The sequence below is a fragment of the Paenibacillus sp. BC26 genome (assembly GCF_900116125.1).
GTDB classification, from domain to species: Bacteria; Bacillota; Bacilli; order Paenibacillales; family Paenibacillaceae; genus Paenibacillus_Z; species Paenibacillus_Z lignilyticus.
The window spans coordinates 454,937-476,734 of record NZ_FPAD01000002.1; the positions used below are offsets into that span (position 1 = coordinate 454,937).

14 protein-coding genes and 1 pseudogene are annotated in these 21,798 nt (G+C 49.0%); all 15 read right to left on the minus strand.

The window, feature by feature from the left end:
• Positions 1 to 154 precede the first annotated feature (154 nt).
• Positions 155 to 1,426: a Gfo/Idh/MocA family protein gene (locus tag BM412_RS18460; protein WP_091221532.1), complete on the minus strand. Its 1,272-nt coding sequence runs from the start codon at positions 1,424 to 1,426 to the stop codon at positions 155 to 157.
• A gap of 14 nt (positions 1,427 to 1,440) precedes the next feature.
• Positions 1,441 to 2,325 (minus strand): carbohydrate ABC transporter permease, encoded by an 885-nt coding sequence (locus BM412_RS18465; RefSeq protein WP_091221534.1) that lies wholly within the window; start codon positions 2,323 to 2,325, stop codon positions 1,441 to 1,443.
• Positions 2,326 to 2,343: 18 nt separating this feature from the next.
• Positions 2,344 to 3,255 (minus strand): ABC transporter permease, encoded by a 912-nt coding sequence (locus BM412_RS18470; RefSeq protein WP_256256435.1) that lies wholly within the window; start codon positions 3,253 to 3,255, stop codon positions 2,344 to 2,346.
• A gap of 84 nt (positions 3,256 to 3,339) precedes the next feature.
• A complete protein-coding gene (locus BM412_RS18475) occupies positions 3,340 to 5,058 on the minus strand; it encodes an extracellular solute-binding protein (RefSeq protein ID WP_091221537.1) in 1,719 nt (572 codons plus the stop codon).
• A gap of 92 nt (positions 5,059 to 5,150) precedes the next feature.
• Positions 5,151 to 6,839 (minus strand): response regulator transcription factor, encoded by a 1,689-nt coding sequence (locus BM412_RS18480; RefSeq protein ID WP_091221540.1) that lies wholly within the window; start codon positions 6,837 to 6,839, stop codon positions 5,151 to 5,153.
• A gap of 8 nt (positions 6,840 to 6,847) precedes the next feature.
• Positions 6,848 to 8,593 carry a sensor histidine kinase gene (locus BM412_RS18485; protein ID WP_091221543.1) on the minus strand — a complete coding sequence of 582 codons (1,746 nt, stop codon included), beginning with the start codon at positions 8,591 to 8,593 and terminating at the stop codon, positions 6,848 to 6,850.
• Positions 8,594 to 8,750: 157 nt separating this feature from the next.
• Complete coding sequence (locus BM412_RS18490) at positions 8,751 to 9,833, minus strand: Gfo/Idh/MocA family protein (RefSeq protein WP_091221545.1); 1,083 nt, start codon at positions 9,831 to 9,833, stop codon at positions 8,751 to 8,753.
• 20 nt (positions 9,834 to 9,853) lie between these two features.
• Positions 9,854 to 10,912, minus strand: coding sequence for a Gfo/Idh/MocA family protein (locus tag BM412_RS18495; RefSeq protein WP_177245913.1), 1,059 nt, complete (start codon positions 10,910 to 10,912; stop codon positions 9,854 to 9,856).
• A 124-nt stretch (positions 10,913 to 11,036) separates the two neighbouring features.
• Positions 11,037 to 12,251, minus strand: coding sequence for a chromate transporter (locus tag BM412_RS18500; protein WP_256256436.1), 1,215 nt, complete (start codon positions 12,249 to 12,251; stop codon positions 11,037 to 11,039).
• Between the two features lie 113 nt (positions 12,252 to 12,364).
• Positions 12,365 to 13,141: pseudogene (locus BM412_RS18505) on the minus strand (Ger(x)C family spore germination protein); the annotation flags it as partial.
• A gap of 765 nt (positions 13,142 to 13,906) precedes the next feature.
• Positions 13,907 to 15,694 (minus strand): glycoside hydrolase family 2 protein, encoded by a 1,788-nt coding sequence (locus tag BM412_RS18510; RefSeq protein WP_091221556.1) that lies wholly within the window; start codon positions 15,692 to 15,694, stop codon positions 13,907 to 13,909.
• 97 nt (positions 15,695 to 15,791) lie between these two features.
• Positions 15,792 to 17,396 (minus strand): exo-alpha-sialidase, encoded by a 1,605-nt coding sequence (locus BM412_RS18515; RefSeq protein WP_091222925.1) that lies wholly within the window; start codon positions 17,394 to 17,396, stop codon positions 15,792 to 15,794.
• A 120-nt stretch (positions 17,397 to 17,516) separates the two neighbouring features.
• Positions 17,517 to 19,919 carry a family 43 glycosylhydrolase gene (locus tag BM412_RS18520; protein ID WP_256256437.1) on the minus strand — a complete coding sequence of 801 codons (2,403 nt, stop codon included), beginning with the start codon at positions 19,917 to 19,919 and terminating at the stop codon, positions 17,517 to 17,519.
• 114 nt (positions 19,920 to 20,033) lie between these two features.
• On the minus strand, positions 20,034 to 20,873 hold the full coding sequence (locus BM412_RS18525) for a carbohydrate ABC transporter permease (RefSeq protein ID WP_091221561.1): 840 nt from the start codon (positions 20,871 to 20,873) through the stop codon (positions 20,034 to 20,036).
• Positions 20,874 to 20,888: 15 nt separating this feature from the next.
• Positions 20,889 to 21,743 carry a carbohydrate ABC transporter permease gene (locus tag BM412_RS18530; protein ID WP_091222927.1) on the minus strand — a complete coding sequence of 285 codons (855 nt, stop codon included), beginning with the start codon at positions 21,741 to 21,743 and terminating at the stop codon, positions 20,889 to 20,891.
• Positions 21,744 to 21,798 lie beyond the last annotated feature (55 nt).

The window sequence follows — 21,798 nt, forward strand, 5'->3', positions numbered from 1 at the left end:
TTGGCGAAATTCCGTTAATGCTGCCTGTTAGGCAACATTTCCTCCGATGATGAGTCCTCCCCAGATGCCCAACGAACATTAGATTAGTCTGCTGCGAAAGACTAATTAACGAAAAGGCTGCCGAGTCATTCACTCGGCAGCCCACAATCCCAACTCAAACCCGCAAATACTCATTACTAAATGCATCCAGCCCAATCACGCGTTTCTCTAAGCGCGAAGCCTCCGCCGCAAAGGCCATCATATGGCTTTGCACCGATTTGGCCGCAGAAGTGAGACTATCGCCTGCAGCGGCGCCTGACTTCACCAGTCCGATAAAGTCGCTCATTAACCCATAATCTCCACCGCCATGCCCTGAATAGCCCCCAGGCATTTCGAGAGAAATCTTCTCCGGCTCATAGCTGTCTCCGAAACGAATCAATTCGATTTCGTTCTTCTCCATGGAAGCGCGAATTTCGCCTTTCGTGCCCATCAGCTTGAGCGTTCGGCTGCATTCCTGCGTGAATGCGCTCATGGTGAAGACCGCCGTCACTTCATTGGCAAACTCCATATTCACCACTTGATGATCCACTACATTGTTATCGCACTGGTACACACAGCGTCCATATGGCCCTTCCTGCAAAGCCTTAAGCCTTGCTTCAGGACTGGGATCATCGCTAATGGCCGCAGCCATCCAGCTTTCCGCATCCCCGAGGTAGACGTTTGGCGCGTAATATAAACATTCATCAGCCGCCGGGCAACCGTCCGTGCATCGCTTCGGTGCTCCCTCCGGAGCATTGGAAGCCTTGAAATACGAGAGCGAGCCGAAGGAGGATAAACGCGTACAATCCGCTCCCGCCAGCCACAATAAAATGTCCATATCATGGCAAGACTTTGCCAGAATCATCGGACTCGATTCCTCGGCATTGCGCCAATTGCCGCGAACGAAGCTATGTGCCTGGTGCCAATACCCCACATTCTCATTGTGCTGGATCGACATCAATTGTCCGATCCGGCCTTCCGTTAGCAACCGTTTCACAGAACGGAAGAAATTCGTATATCGCAGCACATGACAGATCGAGAAGATGAGCCCTGACTGCTCCGCTTTCGCCCCCATCTCTAGGCACTCGAGCGGTTCCGGTGACATCGGTTTCTCAAGCAGAACATGATAACCCGCATCCAGCGCCGTCATCGTCGGCTCGTAATGCATCTTATCCTGCGTGCAGATCAGCACGGCATCGGCGAGCTTCGGCTGCGCCAGCAATTCGCGCCAATCGTCATAGCACTTGCGCTCATCTACCCCGTGAAGCTGCTTCAAGCGATCCCGCCGATCAAGATTAGGATCCGCTATTGCTACCAGTTCCATCTCATCCGGATGTGCCAGCGCATAATCGACGTAATTTTGCCCGCGCAGTCCCGCTCCGATCAAGGCAATCCTCACTTTGCTCATCAGATGCTCATCTCCTACTCTTTTACACTGCCAACCGTAATGCCTTTAATGAAGTAACGCTGCAGGAACGGGTAAACCAGCATAATCGGCAAAGCACCTAAGAAAATTTGCGCCGTTCGCAATGTTTTCTCGCTGACTTCCTCGAGCCGCTTTAAGTCGTCGATGGATATCGCTGCTTTATTAATAGCCGTCACCAGTGTCGATAAGTACGTCTGAAGCGGATATTTCTCCGGTGAATTCATGTACAAGATGCCGTCAAACCAGGAGTTCCAATGGCCGACGATGGTGAACAACAGGATGGTCGCAAGCGACGGCAAGGACACCGGCAGATAGACGCGGATCAGAATCGCCCATTGACCTGCCCCATCGATGGTCGCCGCTTCCTCCATATCCTTCGGAATATTGCGGAAGAAATTGAGCAGCATCACCATGTTCCACACATTCAGCGCTCCCGGAACGATCAGCGCCCAGATGCTGTTAATCAGCCCGGTTTCTTTGACAACAATATAGGTCGGTATCAAGCCGCCGCCGAAAAACATCGTAACCGCGAAGAACCACACGTACAGCGTTCGGAAATCAAACTGTTCTCTGCTCTTCGATAAGGGGTATGCGGTAATGATGGTCAAAAACATGCTGATTGCCGTGCCGAGAATAACGCGCTCCAGGGATACTTTCAAGGAGCGAATAAACTCTACCTTTTGCGCCAGATATTGATAGGCATCCAATGTAAAGCCGACCGGCCATAACTTAACCTGTGCAGCCACTGCGGCAATGTTGGAGCTTAAACTGACTGAAAGCAGATGAATGAACGGTAATATGCCCAGCAAAGTCACTCCTACCAGCACGATCGTATTCACGATCATGAACAGCACTCTGCTCCACGATGCTCGATAAACCATGTCATCTCCTCCAGTCTCTTAGAAGATTCTATACTTGGTGAACCGATAGGCTAAGTAATAGGACAAGCCTACCAATCCTAAGGAAATCGCGGACTTAAACAATCCGACGGCAGCAGCGGGCGCATATTGCTGGTTGAATATCCCGAGCCGGTAGACGAACGTATCGAGAATATCCGCGCTCTCATAGACGACCGGATTATACAGGATCAGAATTTGATCGAATCCGGCATTCAGAATATTGCCTAAGCTAAGCGTAGCGAGCAATATAATAATCGGCGCCATGCCCGGCAGCGTGATATGGACGACCTGCTTCCATTTTCCCGCTCCGTCTACCTCGGCCGCTTCATACAAATTTGAATTGATCCCCGCAATGGCTGCCAGGAAAATAATCATATTGTAGCCCATGCCCTTCCAAACCTCCGAGCCTACTATGATGGCCCGAAACCAATCGCCTTGGCCCATAAACATAATCGGTTCAATCCCCGTGCCGGCAAGCAAATCATTGATCGGCCCTTTCAAGGAAAACAGCTCCAGAATAACACCGCCAAGCACCGTCCACGAGAGGAAGAACGGCAGGAAGATACTCGTTTGAATCACTCGCTTAAACCAGTCTCTGCTTATCTCGTTGAGCAATAAGGCAAGAATAAGCGGTACCGCCAGCCCAAAGGCGATCTTCAGCACGGATATAACCACTGTATTCCAGATGACTTGATTCATGTCCGGCAGGTGAAACATGTAGCGGAAGTTTTTCCAGCCGACGAATTTGGATTTCCAGAAGCTGAGCACGGGATCGAATTTCTGAAAAGCCATGACGATGCCGAACATCGGGCCATAGGCATAAATAAGCGTAACGATAATTCCGGGTATGAGCATGATATGGAATGGCAATTGCCGGACGAACCGGCTTCTTCGCATTGTCTGCTGTTTCATCAAGGTTCCGCCTCCAGCTCCGGTAAGAAGCGGCGGAGAAGAGCTTACTTGCGTAAGCGTCTTCCGCCGTTTCTGCCACTCTCCTTATTTCGATGCGCTGCTGTGCCACTCGTTCACTTCTGCCGTTACATCGTCGCCGCCGAGCGCCTTCCAGCTGCTGACGAATTTATCGAAGCTGTCGATCGATTCGCCCATGATGATTTTCGTGAACGTTTCGTTCATCAGCTTATCCAGCTGCGCGCCGTTCTCGACCTGCGATTCCGTTGCAGACCCGTAGAACTCGTTATACACGAATTGATTGCTGTCGCGAATTTGACTCGTGAGGCCCCAGCCTCCGTCCTTCGAAACACGGCTGGAGTAAAGTCCCCATCCGGTTTTGTCGCCTGCAAGGAATTTCTGCGTAGCTTCGAGCGGCTTCTGGATGTTGACGTAATAAGGAATGTCCTCGCTCACCGAATTCACCTTGTTCGCAATCGCATTGTTGACTTCATCATGAATCGTTTGAATTTCGACCGGGTTGTAAATGCGCGGCACGAACCAGTTATAAACATAGCCATTCTCCGGTTTGTTCGTGTCGTAATGGGCTTTCGTGTTCATCTCGATGTAGAAGTTGATCATCTTAATGGCCGCTTCCGGGTTGCTGAACTTGCTGTTTACGACAACGATATGTCCCATGCGCACTTTCGGAACCAGCGATTTACCCGGTGAACCGTCAAGGGATGGAATTTGTACGCAAATCCATTCTGCATTCGGATCCGCATCTTTGTTCAGATTAAGCGGCCAGTTCGGGAGCCACCATTCGCCGTACAGCATGCCGACTTTGCTGCCGACAATGTCTTCGACGACTTTGTTCTCGTCTTTGAGCGCGAATTCCTTATCGAGAATGCCGTTCTTATACCAGCTTTGCAGCTTGCTGAGCGCCGGTTTCATCTCCGGCTGAATCTCGCCCGGCACCAGCTTGCCGTCGCTGCCCTTGATCCATCCGCTCGGATACGCATTAAAGCCGAAGAACAGGCCGCGTGTATCGAATCCCCAGTTTACAATGTTCTTCTGAAGCGCAAGGCCGTACGTATCTTTCTTGCCGTTCTTGTCCGGATCGTTATTGACGAAAGCCGTTGCGATTTGCTCTAAATCATCGATCGACTTTGGAGCCTCCAGGTTCACGTTCTTCAGCCAGTCGGCGCGAATCCATAGAATCTGCGTCGATAAGAACGGCTCTTCGAAACCCGGGATCCCGTACAGCTTGCCGTCCGAAGTCAGCGACTTCATCGCCTGCCCGCCATCGGATTCCATAAACTTTCTCAGCGTCGGCGAAGCGTATTTATCGTAGGCGTCGGTTAAATCGGCCAGCACGCCTTGATTCTTGAATTTCTCGAAGTTGCGAATATCGACATCCATAATATCGGGCAAATCGCCGGACGCAATGGAAAGCGAGAACTTCTGCTCGTACTGGTCGGTCGGCACCGTCCATTTGTATTTCAAATCGATGTTCAGCTGTTCCTTTAGATCCTTCAAGTACGCATTCTGGTCCGGCGTTAAGCCTGCCGGTGTCTTCGGATCCTCTGGCGGACCGTACCCGAGTACTTCGGTAACCGTTAACGTCTCCGGATATTTACCCAGCGGGTCGACGTTCTCCGTTGCTGCATCGTCTGTCTGTTCCGTAGTTGTCGCTGCATTGTTGGTTGCGACAGCGTTGTCCGTCTCGCTCGCTTGATCGTTTGCAGCGTTGCCGTTATTGCTTGAGCATGCGGTCATGGTGGCGATTAATGAGATAATCAGAAAAGAACTTGCCCATCTGTTCATTTTGTTTCCCCCCATTAAAGTTGTTGTCACTGCGTTTGACCTTGCTATTTCATCATAAATTGAGCGGCAGGGGGCTCGCTCTATAAACATCTTTACATGCTTCTGTTTTCTTTACGATCTCTTCGCAATAGGACCGATTCCCGAAATTCTTGCGGCGTGCTGCCCGTCATTTTCCGGAAAAAGGCGGTGAAATAAGAGGGCGATTCGAACCCGAGCCGCAGCGCGATTTCATTCACTTTCATCTGCGTTTCCTCCAGCATGTGCTGCGCGGCATCCGCTCTTGTCGCATTCATATAGTCGGACAGCGTCCTTCCCGTCAGCTGTTTATAGAACCTGGAGAGATACGAGGGGTTAAAATAAACCGCCTCCGCGATCCTCGCGAGCGACAGGTCGCGGCCCAAATGCTCCGCGATAAACCGATGAATGCGCTCGATAATGAGATGCTCGCTCTTGTTCTGCTGCTCCTTCTTCTGCGCACACAGCTTATGGACAAGCTCTAACAGCTGCTCCTTGGAAGCATTAAGATCAAGCGTCCAAGCTTCTTCAGCCTCCTGTACGTCCGATGGGCGAACCTGCGTCATTTGCGTAATAATAACAAGCACGAATTGATAATAACGTTCCATGCCGATGAGCGAATTAGAAGATACATTCATCTCAACATGGGCATACAGCTCCGAGGTCAGCTTCGCAGCAGCCGGCTCATCGCCCGCCTCCAAGCTCCGCTGCAACGCGTCGAGCTGCTTGTTGAACATACCCGTGGACAACTCCGCAGCGGGATGCGGCCGCTCTGCCTTAAGGACATCATCCATATCGCCCAGATGAATAATGGACATCGGCTGACCGAAGAGCGAGCATTTCTTCATCGACGACTTCAACCGTTCGAATTCGGCTGCCGCACCGTCCCATTCCACCGCAGAGCGGCTGATCGCAAACGATACATCCGCATTAAGAGCATGCCGACATTGATCTTGTACCGGCTCCAGCATCCCTTTGAGGTATTCCGATATATCCTCCCATTGCGTGATGCCTTCACCATTCTTCAACATGCCGGCATCCTCTGCCGGCTGAATAAACCATACGAGTAGGGAGCCATCATGTACGGCGGCTTCCTCATAAAAGTGCGGTGGTAATTGCTGCCGCAGTACATCTTGAATGGACAAGTGCAATTTCAATTTATCCATATAAGTCGTCGGTACATGGTCATAGCGATCCATCCTTCCGACGATCATCATCACTTGGTCGGTGCTGCTCAGTTTCATTGCAAGTCCTGCAAAATAAGGCGCTTGCCATAGATCCAGTGCCTTCTCCCCAAGCAGCAGCGCTTCAAAAAACTGCTTCTTCAGATGCGGCTCCGCGACCGTAAGCTGCTGTTTAGCCTGCTCCAATGCCGCATGCATTTGATTCGCTTGATCCAGCTTGTCGATGGCAGCAAGGACTGCCGAGACAATGGTTTCGATCCCTTCCGTCTTCAGGATGTAGTTGTCGATATTCTTCTGAATGGCGCTGTACACATAGTCGAATTCGCTGTAACCCGTAAGCAGAATGATCCGGCAAGCCGGCCAGTAGAAGAGAATATCGTCCGCCAACTGCAAGCCGCTCTTCCCCGGCATCCGAATATCGCTGATGACCAAATCGATCTTGGTTTTCTTCACGATGGCAAGCGCTTCAAGCGGCGAATACGCTTTACACACGTCGAGCTCTAAGGATTCCACGTGCTGAAAATGCTGTACAAGGCCGTCCACGATAGCTGGTTCATCGTCTACAATGAGTAATCGATACATGGAATCTCTCAATCTCCCATCTCGTTAAAGTGAATGATCATGTCCGCCTTTAGCCCGCCAAGTGCGCTTCGGGAAACGAAGATGCCGCTGCGCTGCCCGAATTTGAGCCGGATACGCCTGCAAACATTGAACAATCCGGTCTTCTCTTGGGAAGCAGACACATCGGCAAGCCGCTCGTGAAGCAGCTCAAGCGCTTCGTCCGTTAAGGTGTCGCCGTCATCTTCGACGGAGATGCACAGCGTGTCTTCCTCGTATTCCACTTTGACGGTCACATTGCCTCTCCTCATCCCATCCTCGAAGGCATGCTCGAAAGCATTTTCCACGACCGGCTGAATCAGCAATCTCGGCACCAGCAATGGCTTGCACACCTCGGGCAGCTTCGCCGCTTCAATAGTAATTCGATTCGAGAAGCGGATGCCCTGGATATCGCAATAATCCACCGCATGGCGATACTCTTGGTCAAGCGTAACCTCGTCGCTGCCGCTGCGAGTAATAAACTGATAGTAGCTGCCGAGCCGCTGCGCCAGCGTCGCCGCATTCTCCGCATCTCCGCTTCGGCTGATCATGTAGATATTGAAGAAGCTGTTGTATAGAAAATGGGGATTGATCTGCGATTGCAGCTGCTTCAATTCGGAGTGCTGCAGCGCGATTTTCTGCTCATAGTTTTCTTGAATGGAGCCTCTAAGCTTGTCTACCATTCGGTCAAAGCTTCGATAGAGGTATCCGAATTCGATATCGCCTTGCGGACGTATGGATATATTCAAGTTATCGGTTTCTAATATTTTGAAGGCTTCAATCAATCGTTTGAGCGGGCGATGAATCATGACGTTGACCGAGAAGGAGAATACGACCAGCACGCCTACGGAAACCGTAGACAGGATAATATACCAGAAGTTGAACGTCCGGATCGGTCCAAGCACTTCATTCTGATTGATGTAGGTGAAGATCGTCATGCCGAGCATCTGAATATCGCTTGATGTAATCAAGTATTTATGATTGCCAAGCCTCAGCGTATCCGTACGGGTAGGATCATCCGGCGGAATGGCGATCGTGCCGGCAACTTGCTTCTGCATTTGGCTGAAAATATCCCTGTCCATCTTCACGGCGATTGTCGTCGTAAAATCATCATTGGTGAGCGCTGCCCCGGAATCCTCGTAATTCTCCACAAATCGGCGCAGCGTCTCTTCCAGCTTCGGCTTGGAAATCTCCATGTACGAAACGATTCTGCCATTGTTGCTGGAGGCAATGAAGTAGAGCCTGCCGCTCTTGCTGTATACCGGCTGCGCTTGTTCGGATTCTCGGTAGGACGCAATGGCCTCATATTCCGCATTAGGCAAATCCCTAATACCGGCCCTGACGGAGAAGGTTTTCTCCAGCGACTTCACGTACACGCCGCTGTTTACCAGAAATTCGCTGGAGTTCTGAATCAAGAGCAAGCGCTCCCGTACACGATTCACCAGTTGAAATTGTTCGTAGCCTTCCAGCCGTTTTCCGATAAAACTGAGCTTCTGCAGGTCCGAATCATTCAGAAACTGAAGCTGCAAATTACGAATAAATGCGATCTGATCATTGAGCTGGCGGGAATAAAACTTTACGTTGGAGTTAATCGAGTTCGTATATTCTTTCTTGATGAAGGCTGCGCCTGTTGTATTCATTCGGAGGTTTATCAAGAGCAGGGGTACGATCAATAAGATGAATATTAGAATAACCTTCTGATACACATGCAGATTTGCAAGTCTAAACTTCGTTTTCACGATGCCTCATCCCCTCATGTTTCCCTTCTGCTTGTACATTCCTGTAGCCTTTTGTCACATTATCACTCATTTACTAAAAATTTGCACTGCCAAAAAAAGGCCAGCATCCGAACCATAGGTTCTCTGCTGGCCTTCATCGTTTCAATTGCAATCTACATCACCGCATAACGGAAGCTGCCCATGGCTGCGTTTCCGTTTGTACCGGCACCCCTGTTTCGAGTGCCTCATTCAACTTGATGCTCAAATAATGATCCTGCGAGGCTTCAGCTAAACCGTAGAAGCTTGGCCCGCCGGCCGCATATTCAGCCATCTTCGCCAGGGAGGTTGCAATGGCAAGCTCATCATCCGTCAATCGGCCCGGAGTAAACGGATTCCGGTAAACCCACTCTTCTCCGGCCAGGATGCCTTTGAAATAATAGCCTTCGAGATTCCCGTTTTCCCCTGCATTTTGTCTGCGGAGCTCCAGCTCAATCGGTGTCGAATAATCCTTCAAATAACGGATTTCCTTATTGCTGATTTCACCGGATTCCCCGCGCACCAGCAGACGTTGACTGCGAATCCATGAGAAGTATTGATCACCTGTGAAATCATAGATTCCCAGTTTGCCATCAAACGCGAGCGAGGCTATGACCTGATCGGACTGCGTAAGTCGATGCTCCTTCGGCGCACCTTCCCGTCCCGGTCCATTCACGAGCGGCGACCGAAACCGCGAAGCTTGAATGACCGCGTTCTCGAAAGTAATGCCCAGGAATTGACGGATCAGGCTAATGCCATGATACCCGTGCGCCGCCGAGACCTGTGCTTGGGTTATCGTCCCGAGCTTCCCGGATTGCGCAATGGCAATACGTGCTGCGTGAAGCGGCTGAAATAAATATTGTTCCGCAACTTGAATTCGGCTGTCGCCATACTTCTCATTTAAACGAATAAGGGCTTCTACATCCGGTGCCGGCGGCGTCTCGGACAGAACCGGCATATCTGCTAACGCTAATTCTTCGATCACACCGGGATTCGCATCCCATGGAACAGACGACACGACAAATAGCGGATCAGCCTTCTCCAGCATCGCAGCGGTAGTGCGGTATACCGGCACTTGCCACGTCGAGGCCAGCTTCTTCGCTTTCTCTTCGTTGCGGACTACGACACCGCTCACTTCAAACTGTTCCGGCAGCTCCTTGGCAATGCGCAGATAAAACTCCGTCCGCCAGCCGCCGCCAACAATCCCAAACCGTATTCGACTCATCTATAATCCCTCCGTCGTCATTAGAGCTTCCTGCCGTCTCGGCCACCGCCGGTCCCGCTATATGCAACACCCGGATTCCAATCCGTTTCAGCCGGTGCTTCGAATGCATCAACGGGGAACGTCACTTTGCAGCGATGTCGGCTGGATATGTACGCGCCCTCCACAATTTCAAGCGCCAACAGAGAACTCTCCGGGATCGAATAATTCCGCTCGCCGGATTCGATCATTCCAGCCATTCTCTCGAGATGTGCCTGATGCCCCGTAACCGCCAGCTCTTCGGGGATAATCAGCTCGCCTTTCGGAAACTCCGCATTCAGAATCCGGTAGCCGTTCGCCCAGCCCCAGAATTCAATTTGACCCGCGGTTCCGATAAGGCGGAATAACGTGTCTTTTCCCTCGGTGTTAATCCGCACATGATCTCCGGTATTCATGACTACCCGGACACCGCTTTGCGTTTGCCCATACGTGACAGCCGTCGTTTCCACCTGCATGCCGTCACGATAGGTACGCGTGCTCGATTCGCAGATCCCCATCACATGGTCCATCGGCTCATTTCCCGTCAATTGCACGAAGAAATGCAGCCAGTGGATGCCGGCATTGATAATATCCCAATTCGTATTTTGAATTTCCACGAGCTTCAGCTCGCCAATCTCTCCGCTTCTAACTCGCTCTATGATTTCAAGAGGCGTCTTCTTCGCAAGCAGGCCATGCGGCACGGCCATTGGCAAATCGCGTTTCTTGATTTCCTCCAGAATTCTCCGTCCTGACGCCACCGTATGTCCAAGCGGTTTCTCCACGAGAATCCCCTTAAGCGGAAGCTTGAGCGCATCCAGCGTCACTTCTTCATGAGAAGGCGGGAAGGTGCTCACGCATACGATATCAGTCGGACAATCCTTAAACATCTCGTTATGATCCAAATAAGTGCGGATGCCGGGAAATTGTTTTTGCAGATTCTCACACACTTCCGGCCGAAGATCTGCAATCGCTGCTAACTCGTAATGCTCTGAATTATGTAAGGCATTCATGCTGAGCTGCCCGCCGGCTCCTCCGCCAACGACTGATGCAGTCAATTTCTTCATGAAACTCCTCCTCATTTTCCCAGCATAATTTCACCCAAGCCGTGTCGCTGCTGCTCTGTTGGAACCCCTTTCAATTTACCATACGGAATCTCCTAAGTAATAGTCCTTTCTAGTAATGTTTCTCTTAAATCATACTTAGCAATATACCTCCGGCCGCTCCGGAAATGACAACCGCCCAGGGCGGAACTTTCCAGTAGACAAGCATGATAAACAGGATCGATGCAAGTGCAAAGTCCTGGGGTCCGATAATCGCTGTCGTCCACAACGGATCGTACAGCGCGGCCAACAAAATACCGACTACTGCCGCATTTATACCTATAAGCGCACCCTGGATGTAAGAGCTTGTGCGAAGGGAGTTCCAGAAGGGCAAGGCCCCGAAGACAAGTAAAAAGGCAGGCAAAAATATAGCTATTGTAGCGACTATAGCCCCAGAGGCGCCTTTGGCCATTGCTCCCAAGTATGACGCAAAAGTAAACAGTGGACCGGGGACTGCCTGCGCCGCACCATATCCCGCGAGAAAGTCTTCTTTGCTAACCCAACCCGTAGTTACCAATTCATGTTCTAAAAGCGGCAAAACGACATGTCCCCCGCCAAATACGAGGGAGCCCGGCCGATAAAAACGATCAAAATACGAAAGCCATTCGGAACCGAAAACTTGGCCGAGCAATGGCAACGCGATTAATAGACCGAAATACAAGATCAAACAAAAAAGAGCGAAAGCGCGGCTGACTTGTATGGGAAGGGTGGGAGCATCCCTAACAGTCGTTGTTTTTCTATACATCCCTAAACCAAAAGCTCCCGCTGCCGCAATAAGCAGCACTTGGGTGAACGCCGACTGCCACAACAGGCTGACAGAAGCTGCGATAATGGCCATGGTTACCCTGGTTTTATCCGGCGTCAACTTCTGCCCCATGCCTACAATGGCTTGAGCTACGATGGCCACGGCCACTATTTTTAATCCGTGAATCCATCCCGCGTGGCTGATATCATATCCCTTTAACAACAAGGCGAATAATACTAAGGCAATAACCGAAGGCAGCGTGAAGCCGATCCAGGCTAATAAACCTCCAAGAATACCGGCGCGTATAACCCCGATTCCGATGCCGACCTGACTGCTGGCCGGACCCGGAAGAAACTGGCATAGTGCTACCAGATCAGCATAGCTTCTCTCATCCAACCACTGCCGTTTGCGAATATATTCGTTATGAAAGTAACCTAAATGAGCGATCGGCCCTCCGAAGGAAGTAAGTCCGAGTTTGGTCGATACGACCAGTACTTCCATGCGTGTTTTCCATTTTCTATCAGGTTTGCTCTGTATAGCTGATTGGGAGGTTTCCATAGAATAGCATCTCTCTAATTTTTGTCGTATCATCGAAAATCGGTATTATAATATCATTTTAATCCTTGTTGTTAAAGTTAACTTTTGATGAATCTGTGGCTGCTGCTAATTGACTAATTCAGCAACCCGTGATTTTTAATTTTAACTCGAATATGAGGCTGGATTTTAATCTGCGCGTATTCCTTCTCCCAATCCAATTTACTCCATTCCCTATGATGCAGTGCCTTCATTTGAAGACCAATTCCAAGCCCATCGCAATTGGCTTGTTGAAGTTTACGAATCATGGCTTCCGCGCGTGTGCTCAGCACCTTTTCCAAACTTCGAGAAACATCCGCAATGATTGCCTTGTTTAACGGCGTACCGCTAGGATTATCAGTTAAGAAGCAATTAAGTGTAATATCAATATCCACAGTAATCGGATTCTGCATGGATATTTTCACCTTATGCTTTGCCCGCTTATATATAAACGTCAAATAACTTTGTTCAGGACCGACTTGTTCCGTTAAAGTCCCATAGGACATGTGTCTGGTTAGCATAACAAAGGTACGGGCTTGCTCGGAATCCAGTCTACCGGTCATCTGCTTTCCATGAAATAACGCCAGTCCGCTGACTTTTGCCCGTTGTTTCCGGTGCATGGCCTCAATTAGAGGCAGCACATTATCAAACCCGGGAGTACTCATAATCGAGAACATCAGAAGAGGCGATTCACTGGGAATAAGCCCTTCTTCCTCGTTACTCTCCAACAGATCGTACAAATATTCACTGATGAGCGATCGGTCCTCTACATCCATTTCAACGATATCTTGGGCAGAGCCATCCGTAATGGCCACGAAAATACTGATGGGGAACTGTCCTTCACGGTAGAAAAAATCCAACGTTTCATACAGACTTTTTTGCTTGAATTTGCCCGAGCAGTTTTGGCTTCATGGGACATACCACCTTTCCATAAAATATGGCCCAATCCAACAAATAATATGTATCTTTTTCCAATTGTCCGCGCGCAAACAAGACCGTTGCTCTTTAATCAACATCCTTCATGTGATCCACTATTGGAATCCCTTTCAATTTTCCGTCCGGAATCTCCTACATCATAGTACGCTCCAAACTCTAATTCAGCACGCAGCGTTCCACACAGCTCGCATCTCGCTTACCGCACTCCGCGAATCCTGCCTGCCTCGAAAAGCTAACGCATTGAAATGCTAACGAATCGTAGAGGGCTTATTTAGCCCGATTTCGGGCCTACGGAAATCTAACGAATCGTAGAAGCCTTATTTCGGGGAATTTCGCTTCAAACACCTGCAAATCTATCAATTAAGACCTGTACGATTCGTTAGATTTTTTTTGGAGATGTTTTGGAGTAAATAAGACCTGTACGATTCGTTAGAACAGTAGCCACTCATGACTACTCCCGCCCCCTCATTAGACGATTCATCTTTAGAAGTTCAACAAAACGCAAAAAAACGAGGTGATCTCAAAATTGAGATACCTCTTTTTATTTATTTCAGATTGGAATGCATCGGATCTAAGTTTACTCAGATGCAAAAGTGTGCATACCCTCAATCTTATACTTGAGACTACCTTCTACGGTATTAATTAACTTTTCAACTATATTCTTGGATGATAACATCGGATAGGTAACACTCCACCATTATCGGCTAGTTCACTTGAACCGGCAGCTTAGGATTAATGCCTGCATTAATTTGTTTTATGATTTCAAGCGGAAGCTTTGGCTCACGATTAAAAGTAAGCAAGCCGTTCTTCTCCTGTTCGACGTCGGTAAGCTGCGTATAGCAATACCCTTGGAAGACGCCGTTATTTAGAATAGGATGAATGATATTCACAATTCGCTCTAGAAAGTCTTGTGAATCCTTTGCCGCCGAATATCCCCATCCCTCTGCCGCGGATTTCATGAACGAAACGCCGCCAAACTCACTCATTAAGATAGGCTCGCCGCCGTATTGAAATCCAGGTACCGAAAGCCATCTTCCTTGTGGATTGCTTACAACGGTTTGTTCTTTCGTCTCATATCGGCTCTGCAGTACTTCTCTTCGCCATTCATAATCGTGAATGGTGAACAGATCTGACTTCAGATGCTCCCATCCATCATTCGAGATAACCGGACGCGTCGTATCAAGCGACCGTGTCAGATGATACATCGTCAGTCCATGCTGCTGCTGCCGTACATCGTTAAGAACGTTCGGAATACCCCAGCTCTCGTTAATCGGTACCCATACAACCAAAGATGGACTGTTATAGTCCCTTTCAATCGCTTCCTGCCACTCCTGAATGAACCGGCTTACATATTTCTCGGAGTAATCATATGCATTAGCGCCTTCACCCCATACCAGCAATCCCAAACGATCGCAGTGATACAGATAGCGCGGGTCTTCCAGCTTTTGATGTTTCCGTACACCGTTAAAACCCATCGCTTTCGTATAGCCAATATCTTCAAGTAAAGCCTCGTCGGTCGCTGCCGTCAATACGCCCCCAGGAAAATATCCCTGATCCAAGATCAGCTTCATATAATACGGTCGATTATTTAAGCAGAAGACTCCATCGACAATCGAAATTTTGCGCATGCCGAAATAGCTTTTCACTTCATCCATAATCTCGCCGTCAACAACAAGGGTAAACTTCACATCGTACAATTGGGGCTTCTCCGGTGTCCACCAGCGGCCCATTCCATGATCGTTAAAATCATTCAGCTTGAGAAGCCGTTCCTCTTCTTCAGCGACGATATCCATGCGGTCTCTACAAATCGGCTGACCTTTAAACGTTACCTCTGTTTGCAGCTCAACATACTTCCCCTTCATATCGCCCTCAATAAAGCTGCGAATACTAACCACATTACGGTCAATATCAGGTGTCATCCTTACCCTGCGCAGCGATAGCTCACTAACCGGTTCAAGCCACACCGATTGCCAGATCCCCGTAGTACGGGTATAGAAGACAATATCCGAATTTTCTTTCCAATACTGCTTGCCTCTGGGAAGCGTTACATCTTGGCTATAATCCTCGGCACGAACCACAACCATGTTCTCCCCATCTATTAATACACTCGTAATATCCGCACTAAAAGGAGTATGTCCGCCCTGGTGTGTCATAACAAGCTCGCCATTCACCCATACTTTGGCGGCATAATCGACGGCACCGAAATGAAGCACCATTCGCTTGCCTGTGTAGGCTGCAGGAATCAAGAAACCTCTGCGGTACCACACGACATCGTGAAACGAGGTGTCCCCAATTCCGCTAAGCTCGCTTTGGAAACAATATGGAACAACAATCGTCTGATTAAAGGCGCAGCTTTCGTCTCGATACCATTTCTCTTTCTCGCCCGTGTTACGATCATCGAAGGCGAACTGCCAAGTTCCATTCAAGGGCAGCCATTGCTCGCGTTCAAATTGCGGTCTGGGATATTCTTTTCGAGGAATAACGTTTTCCATACGGCTTCATCTCCTTTTCTCTCTAAGCTGGTCAACTGCTTGTATTACTTAAGCGGAGCCCGTCTGAATACGCTCAGACGGGTCTCCCTTTAACCTGTTAATTCTTAAAAAACTCTACATTGTCGATATCCGCCCATTGATTGGCATTGTTGTTGGAGACGTAGAAACCAATGGTTGCTTGGCCATTTGTAACTTGAATATTGCTGATCGTGACCTGTGTCCATGTGCCTGTAACCGGAAGTGAAGTTTGAAGCATGGTGCCTCCATAATCCTTCACTTCCATAACCGCCGAATTCTGGCCGCTGCTTCTTCGCGCATACGCTCGCATCGTATAGGTACCGTTATCCAGCCCCGTAATCGTTTGCCCGATATACGCAGTTGCAGGTCCGGAAATACCCGATAAGCCGACAAAATAATTGCCGCCTCCAGGTGCCCTTGCAATACCGTCATTTAAGCCGTGGATAATAATCCGCTGCGGATAATCATCGTTGAATGTCGTCCATCCATTGACATTAGCCGTTTCAAAGCCCCAGTTATTCGCAAGATTCTTGTTCGTCGGTGTTGTTGCATTGCCGAACCGCAGGAAGATTCCCGTGCTCGGAAAGTTCGCGCTCGTTGCAGCAACAACCGTATTCGAATCTACCGCCATTAGTGCGTTCCAATTGGAGGAAGTCGTGTCGGAAACCGGAAACACATTATGTTTGTATTGCCAGGTCGATCCATTATTGGAGCTAATAAGCGTACGCATAGATGAATAATTATCTCCGGTATTGGCGCTATCCTCGTCAGTTTGGAACGATGTCATCAGTCTGCCATCGCCCAGTTTGACTACGAATGGTGCTCCTGCCTTCTTCCCGGTCTTGGTAGGAATGTAGAGTGTTTGTCTGGCTCCCGACCAATTGAGGCCGTCATTCGAAATCTTATATTTGATCACAAACGGGTAACCCGCCACGTCTGAGGCTTCAAATACAGTGATGTAGCGTCCATCGCTCATTTGAGCAAATACAGGCATGCCGTCACGGGAACCTGCCGCTACGCCATCGCTCACCATAGTAGCAGAGTTCCAGGCGCTGCCATTCCATGTTCGCATATAGAGGTTCTGTTTTCCGCCGGTGCCAGCAACTGCCGGACTGTCGTCCGCGTACATTACGGCAATTGTACTGCCGATATACCCAAGATGGGGCTCCCACAGTCCTTTGAACGAGGTTGCCGTCGCAGAAGCAATTTGGCCACCGGACAAGTCGCTCCATGTCGCACCGTTGTCCGTACTCTTGCGCACTTTCAGGTACGTATTCGTCGTGCTGCCCGACTGAACAACAACCCTGTATGCTAACCAGATCTCGCCTGATGTAAGTCTGAGCATCTGAGCATTGCCGACATCGCCGGCTGCATCCGATGCCACAACGACTGGAGCGCCCCAGGATTGGCCGGCATTTGTGCTTTTGGCCACTTTTACTTTCGTAAATCCGCCATCGACATTCGTATCAAACGACACTAACCAATCTGTCGCACTTAGTTTTACCAAGCGTGGATACCATGCGCCGCCTGATGCGGGGGCAAATGCCGTGACGGTTGCATTGGGCCATGCCATTCCTGTAGATGCTGCCGTTGCGACATTGTAGGGCAGGAATATAGCAACTGCCAGCAGAAGACAAAAGCTGTTTCGTGCAATTCGCGTACAAACTTTTCGTAGATTCAACATCATTCACACTCTCTTCCTTATTAGTAGTTAACAGGAATCAGGAATCTGCTGCTCTCTAGACTGCTAAGTTTGCTATCGTATTGTAGACGAAGCTGCCATCACCTCCCCTGCATCCCTGCCTTACTCCTTATCGGGAAGCCTTGTAACCATGACATGGGCAAACCGCCAATCCGGTGACGCGCTGCGCAGGCCAATCCTGCCGTGCAAGAAAGCGTTGGAATCCTGCCACTCTATGAGCGGCGAGTCGGTGACTTCACCAGCAAAAACTCGTATATGCGCACCTTTCACCTCCACGCTTAGATTTGTATATTGATCTCTCTCTAATGGAAGTGATGCTGAAGCTACTTCTTCATTGCACTCGTAATTCACTTTACGGAGCAGCACTCGGTCATTCCGGAAAGCTAGCTCGTAGCCCATGAAAGCATCTCTTACTTGCTCTGGAAAATCCGACTCATTTGTAACTCGCAGCAGCATTGCGCCTTCGGATAACGTATCTCCTTTCGTCTGCATGATGTCGAAGCCTACGCGGTAATCGGTCCACTTGCTGCTTCCCGCAAACCATTTGCTGTCACGATCTTCAACCTGACTCGCGAAGCTGCCATCTGATTCCTGCGCCCATTCTCCATAAATATCTTCGATCTCCGAACGGTTAAGCAGGTCAGATACTTCTTCTATTGACTCTATAACTAGCGATGCTTCTACATTTCGGAAGGTCAATTCGCCCCGAATAAGCTTCATCCGAATGACATGGGCACCTGGTGTGAGTTGGAAATAGCCAATTGGAACTTTTGACCATTGCGTGCCATCTGCAAAATCATCGGAGTCAAGCGTGAATCTGCGGCTATCATCATCCACACTCAGTTCAAACTCTGCACCCGACTTCGCCGCCAGGGAAGCTGTAACTGCAAATAAATAGGTTCCATCAGAGCCGACATTAGCAGCATATTGCAGCCAATCCCCTTGTTCTTGCAGCGTTACGGCGTAGCTTCCGTCATCGGTAATTCGATTGAGAACACCGTCCGCAATACGGAAGTCTGCTTTGTCTTTGGCCTTGCTATCGAGATGAAATCCGCGGTCTTCTCCTTCTAAGTAATGAACCGCCTCGAAGCTTCCAGGGAGTGTCTTGAAAGCTTCAAAGTCACTGCTTCCACTGGCAGCATTCGAGAATGCGGTAAACATAAGACGAGACGTTGACCTGCCTCCGTCATAGAGGTAGCCGATTTTCCCCGGCCGGGCTTCCAGGCTATTTTCATCTATGAGTAGTAGGCCATCCCAATACACCTCTGTTCCCTCTTCATCCGACTGGATCCGAATCGTATGAAGCTTTCTTAAATCCGTACCTTCCGGAAGCGGAATTCTCTTGATGCTGCGACTCGTCTCACCTGAGTACTCTTCCAGATTCAATTCGTGTTCTGGTCCGACTACTCTCACAGCCCTAAACGCTCCTTGCGCTTCCGAATAAGAGAAAACCGCTGCAAAAGATTGCTTCTCTGCTGCATCTGCGTTCTGTTGTAACGAAAAGTTAAATTCAGCAGTAAATCGGCCTCCAGCTTCAGCTTTACTCAGCAGCAGAAGATCTTTGCCAAGTGTAATGGGCTGTTCCCATTTATCGGGCGATGGCGATTGACGATCAAGCGTATCTTGAAAGTCCGGCAGCTTGGGTACGAGGTTGTTGTAGTGAGTTGGTCCAAGTACCGCCATCTTGTCGCCATTAAAGACGAGACGATCCATATTAAGCATGCGGACAGGAGGTCCTTCTGCCGAATGACCGATTAAATTATGATAGAACATGTAGTAGGAATCCAGATCGGGACCAAGCACGGAAGAGCTGTGGCCAAGTCCATTGAACGCGTTATCTGTGCTTATGACAATCGGATTGTTCTCAGGGATGGTGTAGCTTCCTAGCGGTGAATCCTTCGCAACGGCATAGTTAATTCGGTAGCCTTTGCTAAACACATGATTACCCGTGTACGTCATGAAGTAACGACCATTCCGCTTGATAATCATGGAACCTTCGGTCCAGTGCCCAAGCGATGTATTCAACTTGGTTCCGCCCAGTTCAACTTCTAGTGGGCTTGCCATCTCATGGCCCGTAATGCCGCCAAACTCAGCGCGTGTGAAATACCATTTGGCATCGTCATCGATAAACACTGAACCATCAATGGTTAGACCGAAATTGTCCGTTTCTTTGGTGAAAGGGCCTGTTGGACTGTCACTGCGGAAGACATAATGACCTTTGCCTGCAGGAGAAGTGTACATATAGAAATAACCGTTCCAATAAACGACCTCCGGCGCATAAGCGCCTTCACTTATTGGGTCCTCGGTTACAAGTCCTTCATACCGCCAATTCACAAGATTATCCGAACTCCACGCTTTAATGCCCACTCGAAAGTCCTTCGTGCTGCAATACAGATAATATTTGCCATTGTAGCGCATGACATAGGGGTCGCCGATCCCATAGTCCGGCCACTCATCCTCGAGCTGGAGCGCATTTGTATAGGTTTGACCAAAACTAAGCTGCACGTTTGGGATACTCCTCTCTATCTTATCTCCGTCACGAATCGCTATCGTAAGCAGGAGTAACGCGATGACAACTAGGCCGATTAGGTAGAATTTCTTCCGTGACAAGGACATAGCTTAGCCTTTGATGCCGGTAATGGCCATCGATTCAATAAAATACCGCTGAGCGAAGAAAAACACCAAAATGACCGGAACAAGTGCGATAAGCGAGGCAGACATTAACGATGGATAATTGGATTGCGAGATATAGTTAGACTGCATACTGGCAATGAGTACTTGAATGGTTTGTCTCTCTTGCGTGTGCAAATAAATGAGAGGTCCCAGGAAGTCATTCCAAATGCCCATGAAGCCGAGTGCTGCCTGAGCTGCGATCGCCGGCTTGGAAATCGGCAAGGCAACCGTCATAAAGGTACGAAAGAATCCGCAGCCATCAATTTTTGCTGCATCAATGAGATCAGTAGGAATGCCGCCTTGCATAAATTGACGAAAGAAAAAGATGGTCACAATGTTTCCGAATAGTCCCGGCACAATTAAAGGAAGCAGTGTATCCACCCATCCCAGCTCGGAGAAACCAATATACTGCGGAATCATAACGACAGAATAAGGAATCATCATCGTCCCTAAGAGCGCCATAAAAATGACCTCTTTACCTGGAAACTCAAATTTGGAAAATGCATAAGCTGCCATTGCCGAGACAAACAAACCAATGGTAAGTACGAAAACAACAATGATAGCACTATTCATAAACCCGTGAAGAAGCGGCGCCTTTGTCCATACATCGGTGTAGTTATCCCAGGTAGCCGGGTCAGGAATCCACTGAGGCGGAATGTCAAAAACATGCTGCTGTGTTTTAAAGGAGGTGGAAACCGTCCAAGCAAATGGAGCAAGCATGACCACAGAACCAAGGAGCAGCAGCAAATAGATGATGGAATGAAGTATTTTTCTGTCTCTTATCATAGTCTTGCCACCTCCTTATTCTTGGTACACCCAACGCTTGGAAACGCGGAATTGGATTAACGTAATGATAAAAATCATAATCCCTAACACCCAAGCAACTGCACTGGCAAAGCCCATGTTGAAGTATTTAAAGGCCTCTTGGAAAATGTAATAGACGATTGTAGCACCGCTGTATTCAGGTCCACCATCGGTTGCCAGAATGTACATTTGACTAAAGGATTGGAACGTTCCGATAACCCCCATGACGACAACGAAGAAATGAATGGGTGAGAGAAGCGGTAATGTAATATGCCGAATTTGCTGCCATCGACTTGCTCCATCCACTTCAGCAGCTTCGTAGTATGTGGAAGATATCCCCTGCAAACCGGCTAAATAAAGAACCATCGTTCCGCCGACTCCGCCCCACAGCCCCATGAGAATAAAGGAAGGCTTTACCCAGAGAGGATCGCCCAGCCAGTTCGGTCCTTGTACGCCGAATATTTTCCAGATCCATTCATTAATAATGCCGTAGTCATAATTCAGCATCCACTGCCAGAGCAGCGATACGGCAATAATGGGCGAAATAACCGGTATGTAATAGACCGTGCGAAATAGGGAAATACCTTTAAGCGGCCGATTCATCATGATCGCAAGAAACAGCGAGATGACCATGCCAATTGGAATCCCTATGAGCAAATAAAAGGTATTAAACAAGGATTTATAAAACTTCTCATCCTCGAACATCGTTGTGAAATTATCTATCCCCGTCCAACTTGACGGTGTAATCATATCCCACTCCATGAAGCTTAGCCCAAGGGAGGTTAAGAGCGGTGCCAAACCAAAGATAAGAAAACCGAGCAGCGGCGGCGCTACAAATAAATAAGTCCACATGATTTCTTTGCGACGAAAACTACGCTGTTTGAGTTGTTTTTCCAAGATTATCCCA